Origin of the sequence: Pseudomonas sp. SJZ080, from assembly GCF_007828295.1 — a bacterium.
GTDB classification, from domain to species: Bacteria; Pseudomonadota; Gammaproteobacteria; order Pseudomonadales; family Pseudomonadaceae; genus Aquipseudomonas; species Aquipseudomonas migulae_A.
Genome location: NZ_VIUK01000039.1, coordinates 19,038 through 34,674 on the forward strand (window position 1 = coordinate 19,038; position 15,637 = coordinate 34,674).

12 protein-coding genes are annotated in these 15,637 nt (G+C 51.6%); 8 read left to right on the forward strand and 4 right to left on the reverse strand.

Annotated elements, in window-relative coordinates; genetic code table 11:
• Position 1 precedes the first annotated feature (1 nt).
• From yidC to rpmH, 4 genes are read right to left on the reverse strand one after another with little or no spacing between them, the layout of a single operon-like run.
• Positions 2 to 1,690, reverse strand: coding sequence for a membrane protein insertase YidC (yidC, locus tag FBY04_RS30400; RefSeq protein ID WP_084317589.1), 1,689 nt, complete (start codon positions 1,688 to 1,690; stop codon positions 2 to 4).
• 2 nt (positions 1,691 to 1,692) lie between these two features.
• Positions 1,693 to 1,938, reverse strand: a complete 246-nt coding sequence (gene yidD / locus FBY04_RS30405) for a membrane protein insertion efficiency factor YidD (RefSeq protein ID WP_010207715.1) — start codon at positions 1,936 to 1,938, stop codon at positions 1,693 to 1,695.
• A complete protein-coding gene (gene rnpA, locus FBY04_RS30410; RefSeq protein ID WP_208603357.1) occupies positions 1,931 to 2,332 on the reverse strand; it encodes a ribonuclease P protein component in 402 nt (133 codons plus the stop codon). The genes yidD and rnpA overlap by 8 nt, the downstream gene beginning before the upstream one ends.
• 16 nt (positions 2,333 to 2,348) lie before the next feature.
• Positions 2,349 to 2,483 (reverse strand): 50S ribosomal protein L34, encoded by a 135-nt coding sequence (rpmH, locus tag FBY04_RS30415; RefSeq protein ID WP_003213577.1) that lies wholly within the window; start codon positions 2,481 to 2,483, stop codon positions 2,349 to 2,351.
• Between the two features lie 567 nt (positions 2,484 to 3,050).
• Here rpmH and dnaA point away from each other — a divergent pair.
• The 8 genes from dnaA (at position 3,051) to FBY04_RS30455 (ending at position 15,479) form a co-directional block, all read left to right on the forward strand.
• Positions 3,051 to 4,571 (forward strand): chromosomal replication initiator protein DnaA, encoded by a 1,521-nt coding sequence (dnaA, locus tag FBY04_RS30420; protein WP_008027554.1) that lies wholly within the window; start codon positions 3,051 to 3,053, stop codon positions 4,569 to 4,571.
• 39 nt (positions 4,572 to 4,610) lie between these two features.
• Complete coding sequence (gene dnaN, locus FBY04_RS30425) at positions 4,611 to 5,714, forward strand: DNA polymerase III subunit beta (protein WP_017341709.1); 1,104 nt, start codon at positions 4,611 to 4,613, stop codon at positions 5,712 to 5,714.
• A 20-nt stretch (positions 5,715 to 5,734) separates the two neighbouring features.
• The gene (gene recF / locus FBY04_RS30430) at positions 5,735 to 6,838 is read left to right on the forward strand and encodes a DNA replication/repair protein RecF (protein WP_084317587.1); all 1,104 of its coding nucleotides are present in this window, start codon (positions 5,735 to 5,737) and stop codon (positions 6,836 to 6,838) included.
• 5 nt (positions 6,839 to 6,843) lie between these two features.
• Positions 6,844 to 9,261, forward strand: coding sequence for a DNA topoisomerase (ATP-hydrolyzing) subunit B (gene gyrB, locus FBY04_RS30435; protein WP_031319202.1), 2,418 nt, complete (start codon positions 6,844 to 6,846; stop codon positions 9,259 to 9,261).
• Positions 9,262 to 10,057: 796 nt separating this feature from the next.
• Positions 10,058 to 10,696: a TnsA endonuclease N-terminal domain-containing protein gene (locus tag FBY04_RS30440; protein WP_145319184.1), complete on the forward strand. Its 639-nt coding sequence runs from the start codon at positions 10,058 to 10,060 to the stop codon at positions 10,694 to 10,696.
• Positions 10,677 to 12,632, forward strand: coding sequence for a DDE-type integrase/transposase/recombinase (locus FBY04_RS30445; protein WP_145319187.1), 1,956 nt, complete (start codon positions 10,677 to 10,679; stop codon positions 12,630 to 12,632). Before FBY04_RS30440 ends, FBY04_RS30445 begins: the two co-directional genes overlap by 20 nt.
• Positions 12,629 to 13,570, forward strand: coding sequence for a TniB family NTP-binding protein (locus FBY04_RS30450; protein ID WP_145319190.1), 942 nt, complete (start codon positions 12,629 to 12,631; stop codon positions 13,568 to 13,570). The genes FBY04_RS30445 and FBY04_RS30450 overlap by 4 nt, the downstream gene beginning before the upstream one ends.
• Before the next feature lie 79 nt (positions 13,571 to 13,649).
• Positions 13,650 to 15,479: a TniQ family protein gene (locus tag FBY04_RS30455; RefSeq protein WP_145319193.1), complete on the forward strand. Its 1,830-nt coding sequence runs from the start codon at positions 13,650 to 13,652 to the stop codon at positions 15,477 to 15,479.
• The last annotated feature ends 158 nt before the right edge of the window (positions 15,480 to 15,637 follow it).

A 15,637-nucleotide genomic window follows, 5' to 3' on the forward strand; every position in this document is an offset into this window, starting at 1 on the left:
GTTACGCCTCGGCTTTTTTGGTAGCCGCTTCGATCTTACGCGTGATGTACCACTGTTGGGCGATGGACAGGCAGTTGTTCACTACCCAGTACAGCACCAGACCAGCCGGGAACCACAGGAAGAAGAAGGTGAAGATGATAGGCATCATTTTCATGACCTTCGCCTGCATCGGATCCGGAGGAGTCGGGTTCAACTGCTGCTGGATGAACATGGTTGCACCCATGATGATCGGCAGAATGAAGAACGGATCCTTGATCGACAGGTCAGTAATCCACAGCATGAACGGTGCCTGGCGCATTTCAACGCTTTCAAGCAGAACCCAGTACAGCGAAAGGAAAACCGGCATCTGCACGAGGATTGGCAAGCAACCACCCAGCGGATTGATCTTCTCTTTCTTGTACAGCTCCATCATGGCTTGCGACATTTTCTGCCGGTCATCGCCATGTTGCTCTTTCAGTGCCGCCAGTTTCGGAGCCACTGCACGCATACGGGCCATGGATTTGTAACTGGCTGCCGACAGCGGGAAGAAAATCCCTTTGATCAGCATGGTCAGGAAGATGATCGACCAGCCCCAGTTACCGACGATGGCGTGGATGTGTCCCAGCAGCCAGAAGATTGGCTGGGCAATGAACCACAGAATGCCGTAGTCGACGGTCAGTTCCAGACCTGGGGACAACTCTTTCAGCACGGCCTGGCTTTTCGGACCGGCGTAGAGAACTGCACTGGTTTCGGCTTTTGCACCTGGCGCAACGCTTATTGCCGGGCCGGTATAACCGATGATGTAGTTGCCTTTGCTGTCTTTACGGGTCTGGACGACGTTGTTTTCGCCCTTGGCCGGAATCCAGGCGGTGACGAAGTAGTGTTGCAACCAGGCAACCCAACCACCACTGACTGTTTCCTTCAACTGTGCCTTGTCCATGTCCTTCATGGACACTTTCTTGTACGGCTCGTTACTTGTCCACAGGGCAGCGCCCAGGTAAGTGGCGGTGCCGGTGGCGGTAGTCGAGGAAGGATCGCCGCTGGCGTCACGCTTCAGTTGCGCGAACATTGCACCAGACCAGGGCTGTGCGCTCTGGTTGTCGATCAGATAGGAAACGGTTACGTCATACAGGCCACGTTTCACCGTGAAACGTTTGATGTAGTTGACGCCGTCCTTGCTGAACTTCAGGTCCACGACCAATTGGTCCTGACCGTCAGCCAGTTGATAAATCTTCTTCTCCGAGGTGTAGACCGGACGACCGGCAGGACTTGCGTCCGGGCCGTTGGTGCCGATCAGACCGCTTTGCGCCAGGTAAGTCAGTTCACCACCGTTATCGAACAGCTGGAACGGAATTTCCGGATGGTCCTGGCGACGTGGGTACAGCGGCAATTTCAGCTGGGCGACATCACCACCTTGTGGATCGATTGCCAGGTCGAGCACATCCGTTTTGATCTGGATGAGATCTTTGCTTGCAGCTACTGGCGTTTCAGCAGGAGCAGTAGCACTGGTATCGCTTGCGGCGCGTGGAATGTCGTCACTGACAGAAGCATTATTGCCAGTCGCCGTATCCGGTAGGCCCGGTGCGGTAGTACTGGAAGCAACATTCTGAGTCGGCAGGGCAGCCTGGCCATAGTCCTGGTTCCATTTAAGAACCATAACGTAGGACACGATTGCCAGGGCGACGATCAGGATCGTGCGTTTGATATCCATGATTACTCGGCCATCGAAGAAGAACGGGAGGTAGGGATAGGTGGAACCGGGTCATAACCACCGGGATTCCACGGATGACAGCGACCTAAACGACGAAAGGTCAGCCAGCCACCGCGCAGAAGGCCATGATTTTCTATGGCTTCTAACGCGTAGCAGGAACAACTGGGGTAGAAACGACAGTGACTGGCCATCAGAGGACTAATGGCGTAGCGATAAAACTGGATCGGAACGAGTGCCAGTTTACGCATCGGAACTGTCTACCCCTACAGTTTCGGTTTTGACTGCTGGTACCGGCGTGCTGCGTGCCAGTCGTTTCCAGAGTTTGCCGAAATGCTGAATCAATTCGGGGTTTTCTACGTCACCCAAACCTTTGCGCGCGACGATAACGATGTCCCAACCGACCAGTGAATCCTGGTTCAGACGGAACGATTCGCGCATCAGACGTTTGAGGCGATTGCGCTCGACGGAGAGCTTTACGCTCTTTTTCCCGATAACCAGCCCGAGACGGGGGTGATCAAGATCGTTGTTGCGCGCAAGGAGCAGGAGATTTTTCCCCGGAACCTTGCCGGTAGGGGAGTCAAAGACTGCCTTGAAATGCCGGGGAGTAAGCAGACGCTTTTCCCGACTGAAGTCCTGACTCACCTCCAGTGCCGGCTTATCAAACTGCCAGACGCGCACGACCTTTGGCGCGACGACGCGACAGAACGGCACGACCGTTCTTGGTAGCCATGCGAGCACGGAAACCGTGGGTACGAGCGCGTTTGATAGTGCTTGGTTGGAAAGTACGTTTCATTGTCGTGTTACCTGGTTCGTCCACAACGGGCCGGAATGGCCCCCGTTTTAAGAGACCGGGGATTCTAGAGAAAGCAAGCCTCTAGGTCAATTTCCAACCAGCGTTTCCTTATAAATAGATCTCCAGTGGTTTTGCTCGCCTTCGGCCTTGGCCAAATATAAAAATAAAAGAAGGAAAGTATTTAAAGCTTTTCTGTAAAGCTTATAAAAGCTAGGGCGCCGATCTTCTGTGGATAACTGTCTTAAGGCCTTCTATTCCGTGATGTACAGAGAATGACAACTACAGTGGAAAACGGTGGTCAGCCTGTGCTCCGCTGTCGGATAAGCTGTGTGTGAAAGGGGGGGTTATCCACAGGCTGGTTATCCACCGAGTTTCGACCCCACTTGTACAACGACCTCAAGGGCGGTTATCCACAGAGCTTATGCACAGACCATTGGTCGTCTTTTTTGCGTATAAATCGTTGATTCTTCTTGGTCGGTGACCCACCTACGTGTGGATAAGTCGGCGTCTGGCCGCTACAATGGCCGCTTGTTTTTGCCTCACCGGCTTTCAACTTAGGGGATATCCGTGTCAGTGGAACTTTGGCAGCAGTGCGTGGAGCTTTTGCGCGATGAGCTGCCTGCCCAACAATTCAACACTTGGATCCGTCCACTACAGGTCGAAGCCGAAGGCGACGAGTTGCGTGTTTACGCGCCGAATCGTTTTGTTCTCGACTGGGTCAACGAAAAGTACCTGGGCCGCGTCCTTGAACTGCTTGATGAGCATGGCAACGGTATGGCGCCTGCGCTCTCCTTATTAATAGGCAGCAAACGCAGTTCGGCGCCGCGTGCCGCTCCGAATGCGCCGTTGGCTGCCGCCGCATCCCAGGCACAGGCGGCGCAAGCGCCTGTCAGTGCTCCGGCACCTGCCCCTACGGCTACACCGACCAAGCGTTCGACACAGAAAGTTGCCGAAGTCAGTGAAGAACCATCGCGCGACAGTTTCGACCCGATGGCCGGTGCGAGTTCTCAACAGGCTCCGGTGCGTTCCGAGCAGCGCACGGTGCAGGTCGAAGGTGCGCTCAAGCACACCAGCTACCTGAACCGCACGTTCACCTTCGAGAACTTCGTCGAGGGCAAGTCCAACCAGCTGGCCCGCGCGGCGGCCTGGCAGGTAGCGGACAATCCCAAGCACGGTTACAACCCGCTCTTCCTTTATGGCGGCGTTGGCTTGGGTAAAACCCACTTGATGCACGCTGTGGGTAACCATCTATTAAAGAAGAACCCGAATGCCAAGGTGGTGTACCTGCATTCGGAGCGCTTTGTGGCCGACATGGTCAAGGCGCTGCAACTGAATGCGATCAACGAGTTCAAGCGCTTCTACCGTTCGGTGGATGCGTTGCTCATCGATGACATTCAGTTCTTCGCCCGCAAGGAACGTTCTCAGGAAGAGTTTTTCCACACCTTCAACGCCTTGCTCGAAGGTGGCCAGCAGGTCATTCTCACCAGTGACCGCTACCCTAAAGAAATCGAAGGTCTTGAAGAACGCCTGAAATCCCGCTTTGGTTGGGGCCTGACGGTTGCCGTCGAGCCGCCGGAGCTGGAAACCCGTGTAGCGATCCTGATGAAAAAGGCCGACCAGGCCAAAGTCGATCTGCCCCACGATGCGGCGTTCTTCATTGCCCAGCGTATTCGTTCCAACGTCCGTGAACTGGAAGGCGCGCTGAAACGCGTGATCGCCCACTCGCACTTCATGGGCCGCGATATCACCATCGAGCTGATCCGCGAATCCTTGAAAGACCTGTTGGCATTGCAGGACAAACTGGTCTCTGTGGATAACATTCAGCGCACCGTCGCCGAGTACTACAAAATCAAGATTTCCGACCTGCTGTCCAAGCGTCGTTCGCGCTCGGTCGCTCGTCCGCGTCAGGTTGCCATGGCGTTGTCCAAAGAGTTGACTAACCACAGCCTGCCGGAAATCGGCGATGTGTTTGGCGGCCGCGACCATACGACCGTTTTGCACGCCTGCCGCAAGATCAACGAACTTAAGGAATCCGACGCGGACATCCGCGAGGACTACAAGAACCTGCTGCGTACACTGACCACTTGATGCATACCAGCGCAGCTTATTAAGGCAAGGGACTAGACCATGCATTTCACCATTCAACGCGAAGCCCTGTTGAAACCCCTGCAACTGGTCGCAGGCGTCGTCGAGCGCCGACAGACCTTGCCGGTGCTCTCCAACGTGCTGCTGGTTGTCGAAGGCCAGCAACTGTCGCTGACCGGTACCGACCTGGAAGTCGAGCTGGTCGGTCGTGTGCAACTCGAAGAGCCGGCGGATCCGGGTTCCATCACAGTGCCTGCGCGCAAGCTGATGGATATCTGCAAAAGCCTGCCGAACGATGCGCTGATCGACATCAAGGTCGATGAGCAGAAGCTGGTGGTGAAGGCTGGCCGTAGCCGCTTCACCCTGTCGACCCTGCCGGCCAACGATTTCCCGACTGTTGAAGAAGGCCCGGGCTCGCTGACCTGCAGCCTGGAGCAAAGCAAGCTGCGTCGTTTGATCGAGCGCACCAGCTTCGCCATGGCCCAGCAGGACGTGCGTTATTACCTCAACGGCATGCTGCTGGAAGTCTCGGCCGGTATCATCCGCGCCGTGGCTACTGACGGTCACCGTCTGGCCATGTGCTCGATGCAGGCCGACATCGGTCAGCCGGATCGCCACCAAGTCATCGTGCCGCGCAAGGGTATCCTTGAACTGGCGCGTCTGCTGACCGAGCCGGACGGCATCGTCAGCATCGTTTTGGGTCAGCATCACATTCGCGCCACCACAGGCGAGTTCACCTTCACCTCGAAACTGGTCGACGGTAAATTCCCTGACTACGAACGCGTTCTGCCGAAGGGCGGTGACAAGCTGGTCCTCGGCGATCGCCAGGCATTACGTGAGGCGTTCAGCCGTACCGCGATTCTGTCCAACGAGAAGTACCGCGGTATCCGTCTGCAACTGGCCAATGGTCAGCTGAAAATCCAGGCCAACAACCCGGAGCAGGAAGAAGCGGAAGAGGAAGTCGGCGTTGAATACAACGGCGGCAACCTGGAAATCGGTTTCAACGTGAGCTACTTGCTCGACGTGCTGGGCGTGATGACCACCGAACAGGTCCGCCTGATCTTGTCCGACTCCAACAGCAGTGCGCTGGTGCAAGAATCGGACAACGACGACTCGGCCTACGTCGTCATGCCGATGCGTCTGTAATCATGCTCAGCAGAAGCTAGATGTCTTTAAGTCGCGTCTCGGTCACCGCGGTGCGCAATCTGCACCCGGTGACCTTCTCCCCCTCCCCCCGAATCAACATTCTTTACGGCGCCAACGGCAGCGGCAAAACCAGTGTTCTGGAAGCCATTCACCTGCTGGGGCTTGCCCGTTCGTTTCGTAGCACCCGACTGCTGCCGGTGATTCAGTACGAGCAGTTGGCATGCACAGTGTTTGGCCAGGTTGAGCTGGCGGAGGGCGGGCAAAGCGCGTTGGGGATATCCCGTGACCGTCAGGGTGAGTTCCAGATTCGCATTGACGGCCAAAACGCCCGTAGCGCTGCGCAACTCGCTGAAATCTTGCCGCTGCAACTGATCAACCCTGACAGTTTCCGCTTGCTGGAGGGGGCACCGAAGATCCGCCGTCAGTTTCTCGACTGGGGCGTGTTCCACGTGGAACCGCGATTCATGTCTACCTGGCAACGCTTGCAGAAGGCCCTGCGCCAGAGAAACTCTTGGCTGCGGCATGGTACACTTGACGCCGTTTCGCAAGCGGTTTGGGACAGGGAACTGTGCCAGGCCAGTGCTGAAATTGATGAATACCGCCGTGCTTATATCAAAGCCTTGAAACCAGTCTTTGAACAGACCTTGAGCGAACTGGTTGAGCTTGAGGGTTTGACGCTCAGCTATTACCGAGGCTGGGACAAGGACCGCGAATTGAGCGCTGTGCTCGCTGGGTCCGTTCAGCGGGATCAGCAAATGGGTCATACCCAAGCCGGACCACAACGCGCTGATTTGCGTCTCAGATTGGGCGCACATAATGCCGCGGACATCTTGTCCCGCGGACAGCAGAAGCTAGTGGTCTGTGCATTGCGGATTGCTCAAGGGCATCTGGTCAGCCAGGCCCGACGCGGCCAGTGTATTTATCTGGTGGATGACTTGCCGTCCGAACTGGACGAGCACCACCGTCGCGCGCTTTGCCGCTTGCTGGAAGACTTACGCTGCCAGGTGTTTATCACCTGTGTAGATCACGAATTATTGAGGGAAGGCTGGCAGACGGAAACGCCAGTCGCTCTGTTCCACGTGGAACAGGGCCGTATCACCCAGACCCACGACCATCGGGAGTGAAGGCATTGAGCGAAGAAAATACGTACGACTCAACGAGCATTAAAGTGCTGAAAGGCCTGGATGCCGTACGCAAACGTCCCGGTATGTACATTGGTGACACCGACGATGGCAGCGGTCTGCACCACATGGTGTTCGAGGTGGTCGATAACTCGATCGACGAAGCTTTGGCCGGCCATTGCGACGACATCAGCATCATCATCCACCCGGACGAATCCATCACCGTTCGCGACAACGGTCGTGGCATCCCGGTAGACGTGCACAAAGAAGAAGGCGTCTCGGCAGCCGAGGTCATCATGACCGTGCTGCACGCCGGCGGTAAGTTCGACGACAACTCCTACAAAGTATCCGGCGGTCTGCACGGTGTGGGTGTGTCGGTAGTGAACGCACTGTCCAAAGAACTGATCCTGACTGTTCGCCGCAGCGGCAAAATCTGGGAACAGACTTACGTCCATGGCGTTCCGCAAGAACCCATGAAGATCGTTGGCGAAAGCGAAACCACGGGGACCCAAATTCACTTCAAGCCATCGGCTGAGACGTTCAAGAACATTCACTTCAGCTGGGACATCCTGGCCAAGCGGATTCGTGAACTGTCCTTCCTGAACTCCGGTGTCGGCATCGTCCTCAAGGATGAGCGCAGCGGCAAGGAAGAGTTGTTCAAGTACGAAGGTGGCTTGCGTGCGTTCGTTGAATACCTGAACACCAACAAGACTCCAGTCAATCAGGTGTTCCACTTCAACATTCAGCGTGAAGACGGCATCGGCGTGGAAATCGCCCTGCAATGGAACGACAGCTTCAACGAGAACCTGTTGTGCTTCACCAACAACATCCCGCAGCGCGATGGGGGGACTCACCTGGTGGGTTTCCGTTCCGCTCTGACGCGTAACCTGAACACTTACATCGAAGCTGAAGGCCTGGCCAAGAAGCACAAGGTTGCCACCACCGGTGATGACGCCCGTGAAGGCTTGACCGCGATCATCTCGGTGAAGGTGCCGGATCCTAAGTTCAGCTCCCAGACCAAAGACAAGCTGGTGTCTTCCGAAGTGAAGACCGCGGTCGAACAGGAAATGGGCAAGTACTTCTCCGACTTCCTGCTGGAAAACCCGAACGAAGCCAAACTGGTCGTCGGCAAGATGATCGATGCGGCCCGTGCCCGTGAAGCGGCGCGTAAAGCGCGCGAGATGACCCGCCGTAAAGGCGCGCTGGACATCGCCGGCCTGCCGGGCAAACTGGCTGACTGCCAGGAAAAAGACCCTGCCCTCTCCGAACTGTACCTCGTGGAAGGTGACTCTGCTGGCGGTTCCGCCAAGCAGGGACGCAACCGTCGGACCCAGGCCATTCTGCCGTTGAAAGGCAAGATCCTGAACGTCGAGAAGGCACGCTTCGACAAGATGATCTCTTCGCAAGAAGTGGGCACCTTGATCACTGCTCTGGGCTGCGGCATCGGCCGCGACGAGTACAACATCGACAAGCTGCGCTATCACAACATCATCATCATGACCGATGCTGACGTCGACGGTTCGCACATCCGTACCCTGCTGCTGACCTTCTTCTTCCGTCAGCTGCCGGAGCTGATCGAGCGTGGCTACATCTACATCGCCCAGCCGCCGTTGTACAAGGTCAAGAAAGGCAAGCAAGAGCAATACATCAAAGACGACGACGCCATGGAAGAGTACATGACGCAGTCGGCCCTGGAAGACGCGAGCCTGCACTTGAACGAAGAAGCCCCGGGTATCTCCGGTGAAGCCCTCGAGCGCCTGGTGAACGACTTCCGTCTGGTGATGAAGACTCTCAAGCGTCTGTCGCGCCTGTACCCACAGGAGTTGACTGAGCACTTCATCTACCTGCCAGCGGTGAGTATGGAGCAGCTGTCCGATCACGCTGCGATGCAGGATTGGCTGGCCAAGTACGAAGTTCGCCTGCGTACCGTCGAGAAATCGGGTCTGGTCTACAAAGCCAGCCTGCGTGAAGACCGTGAACGTAACGTCTGGCTGCCAGAGGTCGAGTTGATCTCCCACGGCCTGTCGAACTACGTCACCTTCAACCGCGACTTCTTCGGCAGCAACGATTACAAGACCGTAGTCTCTTTGGGCGCTCAGCTGAGCAGCTTGCTGGACGAAGGCGCGTACATCCAGCGTGGCGAGCGCAAGAAGCCAGTCACCGAGTTCAAGGAAGCTCTTGAATGGCTGATGACTGAAAGCACCAAGCGTCACACCATCCAGCGATACAAAGGTCTGGGTGAAATGAACCCGGATCAGCTGTGGGAAACCACCATGGACCCAAGCCAGCGCCGGATGCTCAAAGTGACCATCGAAGACGCCATTGGCGCGGACCAGATCTTCAACACCCTGATGGGTGATGCGGTCGAGCCTCGTCGTGATTTCATCGAAAGCAATGCCTTGGCGGTTTCCAACCTGGACTTCTGATCCAGTGTAGGTTCACTGAATAGTTGCGTATTTTCACAAATAAATGGTTCTACAACCTCCAGGGTTAAGGACCATATTAAAAAGGCCCGCTTACCGCGGGCCTTTTTTTGCACTTGAAAAATGTCGAATAAGTACCAGAGAGTTAGAGCCAGTGATTTAAACAGAAAAATACTTACCAATTTTATTTATAAGCGATATGAAAAATAGCACTAGAATTATAATGGGTTTGATGGTTTCAGCGTTGCTTAAGTATAAGTACATTATACCTTGTTAGTTTTATCGGTAGACCATCCATATGTTAGCGAAGTCAAAAAATATGTGGATTTTTTGTGCGAGTAATGGATTTTCCTAACATGCTGGAATACTATTTAATTCCTGAATCTTCAGGTGAAAACTGTTCTGATAGTTAAATAAAAACCTTACTGAAATTGATTGAGGCCGAATCTCAAATTATGAATTTCTAGAGATAGAGCATTTAGAGGATAACCGTATAACGGAAAGCAACGTAAATGATGTTAGCTATAAAACCAGAGAGGAAAAATGAATTGCAGGAGGTGTGAAATGTAAAAACGCGACCAAAACCTAGGGGCTTTGACCGCGCTGATTTGAAGCAGAATTGTAGGCCTGGAAACCGCAATTTCAGCTTTTTTTCGGCTCTTGTCAATCCCCTCCCATCATTTCGACTTTATCGAGGCTGCTCGACGGGAAAGTGTTGCCTGTCGATTGTAGTCCTTGATTACCGGCCTGCACCCGTCTTTCGAGGTGCAGCGACGGTGCACGTCTATGGAGGTGTGCGATGGCAGTACGTAAGGTAGTTACTCGCAGCTCATGTCATTTCAGGGGGTACTTCCCTTCTCTGAAAAATGGTCATCCTGTGGCCTGGGAGTCACAGCTGGAAGGAGGTTTTTTTGGGTTACTCGAGCTATCCCCGGACGTTCTTCGCTATGAAGTGCAGCCATCTCGGGAAAGGTTTCGATTGGGTGATTCGTTCGTAGATTACGTTCCTGATCTCCGCGTTTTTCTTGTAAACGGTGGAGAGTGGTGGTTCGAAGTGAAGCCAGAGAAAAAGCTTCTGATCAGCAGCGTCAAGCAAAAGTTGGATGCGGCCAAGGTCCACTTTTCTGCGACTAACCGAAGCTTTTCAGTAGTTACGGATGGTCAGATTTGGCGAGAACCTCTGGCGAAAAACTTAAGGAGCATTTTGTATCACCGACGGGGCCCTTTGCTCTCGCATTCTGATCATGCCCAAGTTTTTTTAGAATTGAATAAATACGAACCTCAGATGTTTGGAGAAGTCGTGTCAGTTTTTGGAGAAATGGAAGCTTGGCGTTTACTAGGGCTATGCATCATCGGTGTCGACTTGGAAAAGCCGCTGACTCACAAAACACCGGTCTTTCTATCTGGAGGACATCGCCATGCAAACCTTTTTGCTTAAGGCGAAGTTAGTTGTTGTTATCAATGGTACGACAATGTCGCTTCAAAGACGGCTAGTCGACAGACGCTTGCTTTTCTTTGATGAGTTGGGCGAACCCACTACGTTGACCGAATATGAGTTTCAGCTCGGTTATGAACGACGGGAAATCGAAATTAGCGAAGAGCAACCTTATCTAGGGGAGGTTCCCCATGTAAGGAACGTTGCCCCGGATCTGACTTGTTTCCCTTTGAAACACAGTGAAGAAGCCTTACGCCGTCGTAGATATCTAGAGGGCGTAATGGAGGGCCATACCGTTTTACCTAATAAAGAGTCGTTGAAAGAAAAATTAGCACAGGTCGCAGCCAATCTCGAAGATGAATCTATTCCTTCTGTTTCTACCCTTAGAAGATGGTATTCAAGATTTGTAGGTGGAAGTGTTGTAAAACTTATTCCAAAACATACTGAAAAGGGGAGGTCCAACTTAATATCTGGTGAGTTGGAAGAAATATTAAAAAATGTGATAGATGAAATATATCTTCAATTACAACGGCACACAATTTCGGTAGTAGTGGGGGAATATCTAAAACGAATCGATGAGATAAACGCTTTGCGCCTTCCAACGGATCAGCTAAGTAAACCTTGCTCTATGACTGTTCGTAGGTACATTGCCAAGCTCGACCCATACGAGGTGGATATACATCGAATAGGTAAACATGCTGCCAACAAAAAACACCGGGTTGCAGGCGAAGTGCTCGTTGTTGACGGCATCTTGGATCGATGGGAGATCGACCATACCCAGTTAGATGTGCAGCTGGTAGACGAAGAAACTGGGTTGGTGATTGGGCGCCCCTACATCACTGTCGTGCTGGATAAATTTTCCCGCATGATCATGGGCTATCTTCTTCACTTAGCTGCCCCTAACACTGAGACGGTTCTGCGCGTCATCGAGCGCTCCATTCGTCCTAAGGCGGCTTTTTTAGAACGCTTTCCTAAGGTGCAGAACGAGTGGCGTGCTCATGGGCTGCCCGCCCGACTCGTTCCTGACAATGCCGCCGAATTCCATGCAGACGACTTGATCGCTGGATTCAACGAGCTAGGTATCGAGATTATGTACCCTCGATCCAGGGGGCCAGAGTTGAAAGGTTCAGTGGAAAGATTCTTCCGCACTCAGAATCTGGGATTGATTCATAACCTACCAGGCACGACTTTTTCCAATATCCAGCAAAAGGGTGATTATAAATCAGAGAAGCACGCTTGCTTCACACTCGCTCAGCTTGAAGCCAGCGTGGTGAAATGGATCGTTGATGGTTACCACCAAACTCCCCACCGAGGTCTTAACGGAAAGACTCCTGCACAAATATGGGCTGCCGGTGAGGCAAGCCGACTTATCAAGCTGCCCGTTGATCCTGACGCACTTGAATGTATTCTTGCACGCCGAAGTTTGGTGCAGGTACATCATTATGGTATTGAAATAGATGGTTATGGTTACCATTGCCCTGAACTTTCAGAGTTGAGAGCCCGGCTGAAGCCAAAAGAAAAAATAAGTGTTCGATATCGCGATGAGATCGACCATGTCTGGGTTCACGATCGTTTTAGAAATGTGTTTTTACAGGTTCATATAAAGGACAAAAGCATGCTCGGGTTGAGCCGTGAACTATTGAAAGCGGCAAAAAAAGCTCTTAAAGAGAGTGGAAACCTCAATCCTAGTTTCGAGCAAGTTCACCAGTGCTATCGCGACATAAGAGATGATGTCGAACAGGCACGCCGTTCTCAAAAGCTACGCACACGTCGGGCAGTAGCTCGCGCTAAGTTAGATAAGGACGGCTGGAAGATCCGTGCAGCTAAGCCTCAAATCGTATCTGCTGAGATGGATTGGCTAGACAAACCGATTACAACCGGTATCGCAACACCGTTCAAAGTTACTTATCGTCGTCCAGACACGGGGAGTAAATCATGAGTAATTATAAAGAAACTCTGGCCCCATTTTCCCTTCGTCACCACTTCATCCTTAGCCCTCAAGCAGAACGAGCCCTCACCCGCCTGATTGAAGTCCATGGCGACACGCGGCGGACAGGGACCAGCAAAGGACTGGTTATACAAGGGCCAAGTGGTGTGGGGAAAAGTACATTGATCAAAGAGTATGTTAGAGAGTTGGAATCTGCAAAAAGAAAGGAGGGGGTACATCGTTCTGTACTCATTGTAGAAATTCCATCCTCTCCCACCAAAAAAAATCTGGCAACGGCAATGCTGACGGCGATGAAAGACCCTTACGCAGACTCTCGTAGTCACTCTGCAGAAACGAAATTTGCAAGGATCATTCTACTTTTAAGCAATCTTGGCGTTGAGGTGGTCGTCTTAGACGAAGCGCAGCATCTCGTGGATTACAAGCGTAATGATGCATACGAAGCCGCAGATTGGATCAAGAGCATGATGAACGAGACTAGTATTACTTTCGTGCTCGTCGGTCTGAAGCGGACTGAAGGTCTGCTTTGGGCCAACGAGCAGCTGCGTCGAAGGTTCTCTGCCACAGTTGATTACAACCGATTCATGCTGACGGAGTCCTGTTGGACACAGTTTGCGATGCTGCTCCAAGGTATTCGTGAATTGCTGCCGGTGGCGTCTATTAATTTTTCGGACAAAGAAATGATCCGCCGTTTTTACCTGGCTTCGTTTGGTTTGATTGACTATTTAATCAAAGTTATAGATCGATCTGTTTGGTTGGTGCAGCATCGAGACGCAGAGGGTATTAATCTTCCGATACTTTGTGAGGCGTTTAAAGATGAAGTATGGAGTGCTGCGCCTGAGGAACGTAATCCCTTTAGTGATGCGTTCGACTTCAAACCATTGATTAGGGATCGTGAACCTTTCGAAAACTTCGACATTATCGCGGCTTAAGACTAACAATACCCGGTGGTAATCACCGGGCATTGATGATCGCTTCATTTTTTCGATAGGTTCTATAGGTAAAATATTTATGTTTGATTTGTTGGTGAATCCTGCACCTAAGCACGATGAGAGTTTATCTGGTTATCTACATCGCTTGGGGGATTGTAATGGTCTATGGAATGGTGAAGTTATAAAATTGTTCAAAGACCTCACAGATGAACAAGCGAGTAAATGGCTAGATGAGGATATTAGGCCTGTAAGTTGGAAAGATGTGGCCTTAGAAATTCGGGCCCCACAATTCAATATTCAGAATGTCTGGTCATTAATAAATATTAAGTATTGCCCGGTTTGCTTAGCAGGGGGATTCTATTGGCGTGAATTATGGGATTTAACTCTCTATACGACCTGCATAGTCCACAATGTAAATCTCGTATATAAATGCCCCATGTGCCAAGAAAAATCTACTCTAAGACTCCTTACCACAAAGTTCTGTGATAAATGCCAGCACCCTGTATTTGAGACGTTGGAACCAGGCAGGCTAGTCGACAAATTCAGAATTTGGATTTCGGCCGAACTTGAAAAACGTCTTCGACACGGTCGCGACAAAAATTTAGAAGGTATTGATTCACTAACATATCAACAGTTTAATTTTTTAGCCATTCGCCTCGGAGTAAGGGTAATAAGTCTTAAATGTTTCATGAATATGATAGTCGTTTCAACAGTATTTCGGGATGTGGCTCCTGACTTAGCCGTTGCTGCTGGCGAGATGTTTTTGGGGTGGCCTAAAACGTTTCATAGTTTACTCACTGATTTAAAGAGGCAAAGGGCTTCTAGTCATCCATGGAAATTAGGTTTAGCATTTGGGCCGATTTACAACGATGTATATTTGTCGTTAATCGACCAGTGCTACGATTTTATTCGTAGTGAGTTCGAAAAGTACGTTATTCGGTACTGGGAAGGGCCGCTGGCTATAAGAAACCGGCGTTTAAGCGAATGTACGCTGCTTGCGCATCGTTGGCTTCCATACAATCAAGCGGCGCGAACTGTTGGGCTACCTGAAAACTTTCTCCGAAGGATGAGGTTGTCTGGCGAGCTTGATGATCGAGAGTTCACGTACCCGTGTGGGAAAACGGTCGCGGTGGTTGATATCGAAGAAGTTCGTAAGCTTTCTTTGGTTCGGCATGAACCTCTTAATTTACGAGAGACGTCTCGTTTGTTAAGCCTAAGTCGGAAGCGTATCGAGCAGTTGATAGATGCTGGGGTACTTAGATTTTTTGGAGGTTGTCCGAGTGCTGGAGAAAAGTGGTTGGTTGACTACAATTCAATAGTTGCGCTCAGGCCGTTAGAGTTTTTGACAAGTCCGGGCGAAGATTTTTTAACTATCTCACAGATTGCTAAGCACTATCTGCCCACATCGAGCGGGCTAGTGGAGTTGGTGAGAGCAATTCAGTCTGGCGAAATATCTGCGTTTTGCAGAGCAGACTCAGACACTATAAGTATGGGTAAATGGCTGGTTAGCCAGAATGAGTTGGTGCTAAATAAAATATTAGTCAATATTTCATCTCAAGAGAAAGGTATGTCAGTTGCCAACGCAGCAAAAATGTTAGGTGTCAAGGAAGAGGTAGCTTACGCAATGGTACGCCTTGGCTGGTTGAGAAGCGACATAGTTCAATGTTCACGACGATCCGCCTTTGTTGTCAGTCTCGAAGCGATACAACATTTTAAACGAAACTATATTCTCGCCCCAGAAGCTGCGCTGATTCTGAATGCGCCTAGAGTAAGAATTACATTCAAGTTGCAAGAAGGAGGTTTTTTTCCCGTAGCGGGCCCTGGTCTTTTAAATGCCCGCTGCCGACAATATGTGTGGCGTCGGAGTAAAAAATTAGTGGCTTATCTTTCTACAGCAGGAAAACCTTGAAAGTTACGCGAATGATTTTTTCTTGCCGATGCATGGTTACTATCCTTATCAACAAATAGATGATCTGAATCGCCCCGGGTTTTCTAGACACTCTCCAGGCTCGCTGCGTAACGCTTTTCAAACTCTACCGGTGACAGCTGATTGTTGAAACTGTGACG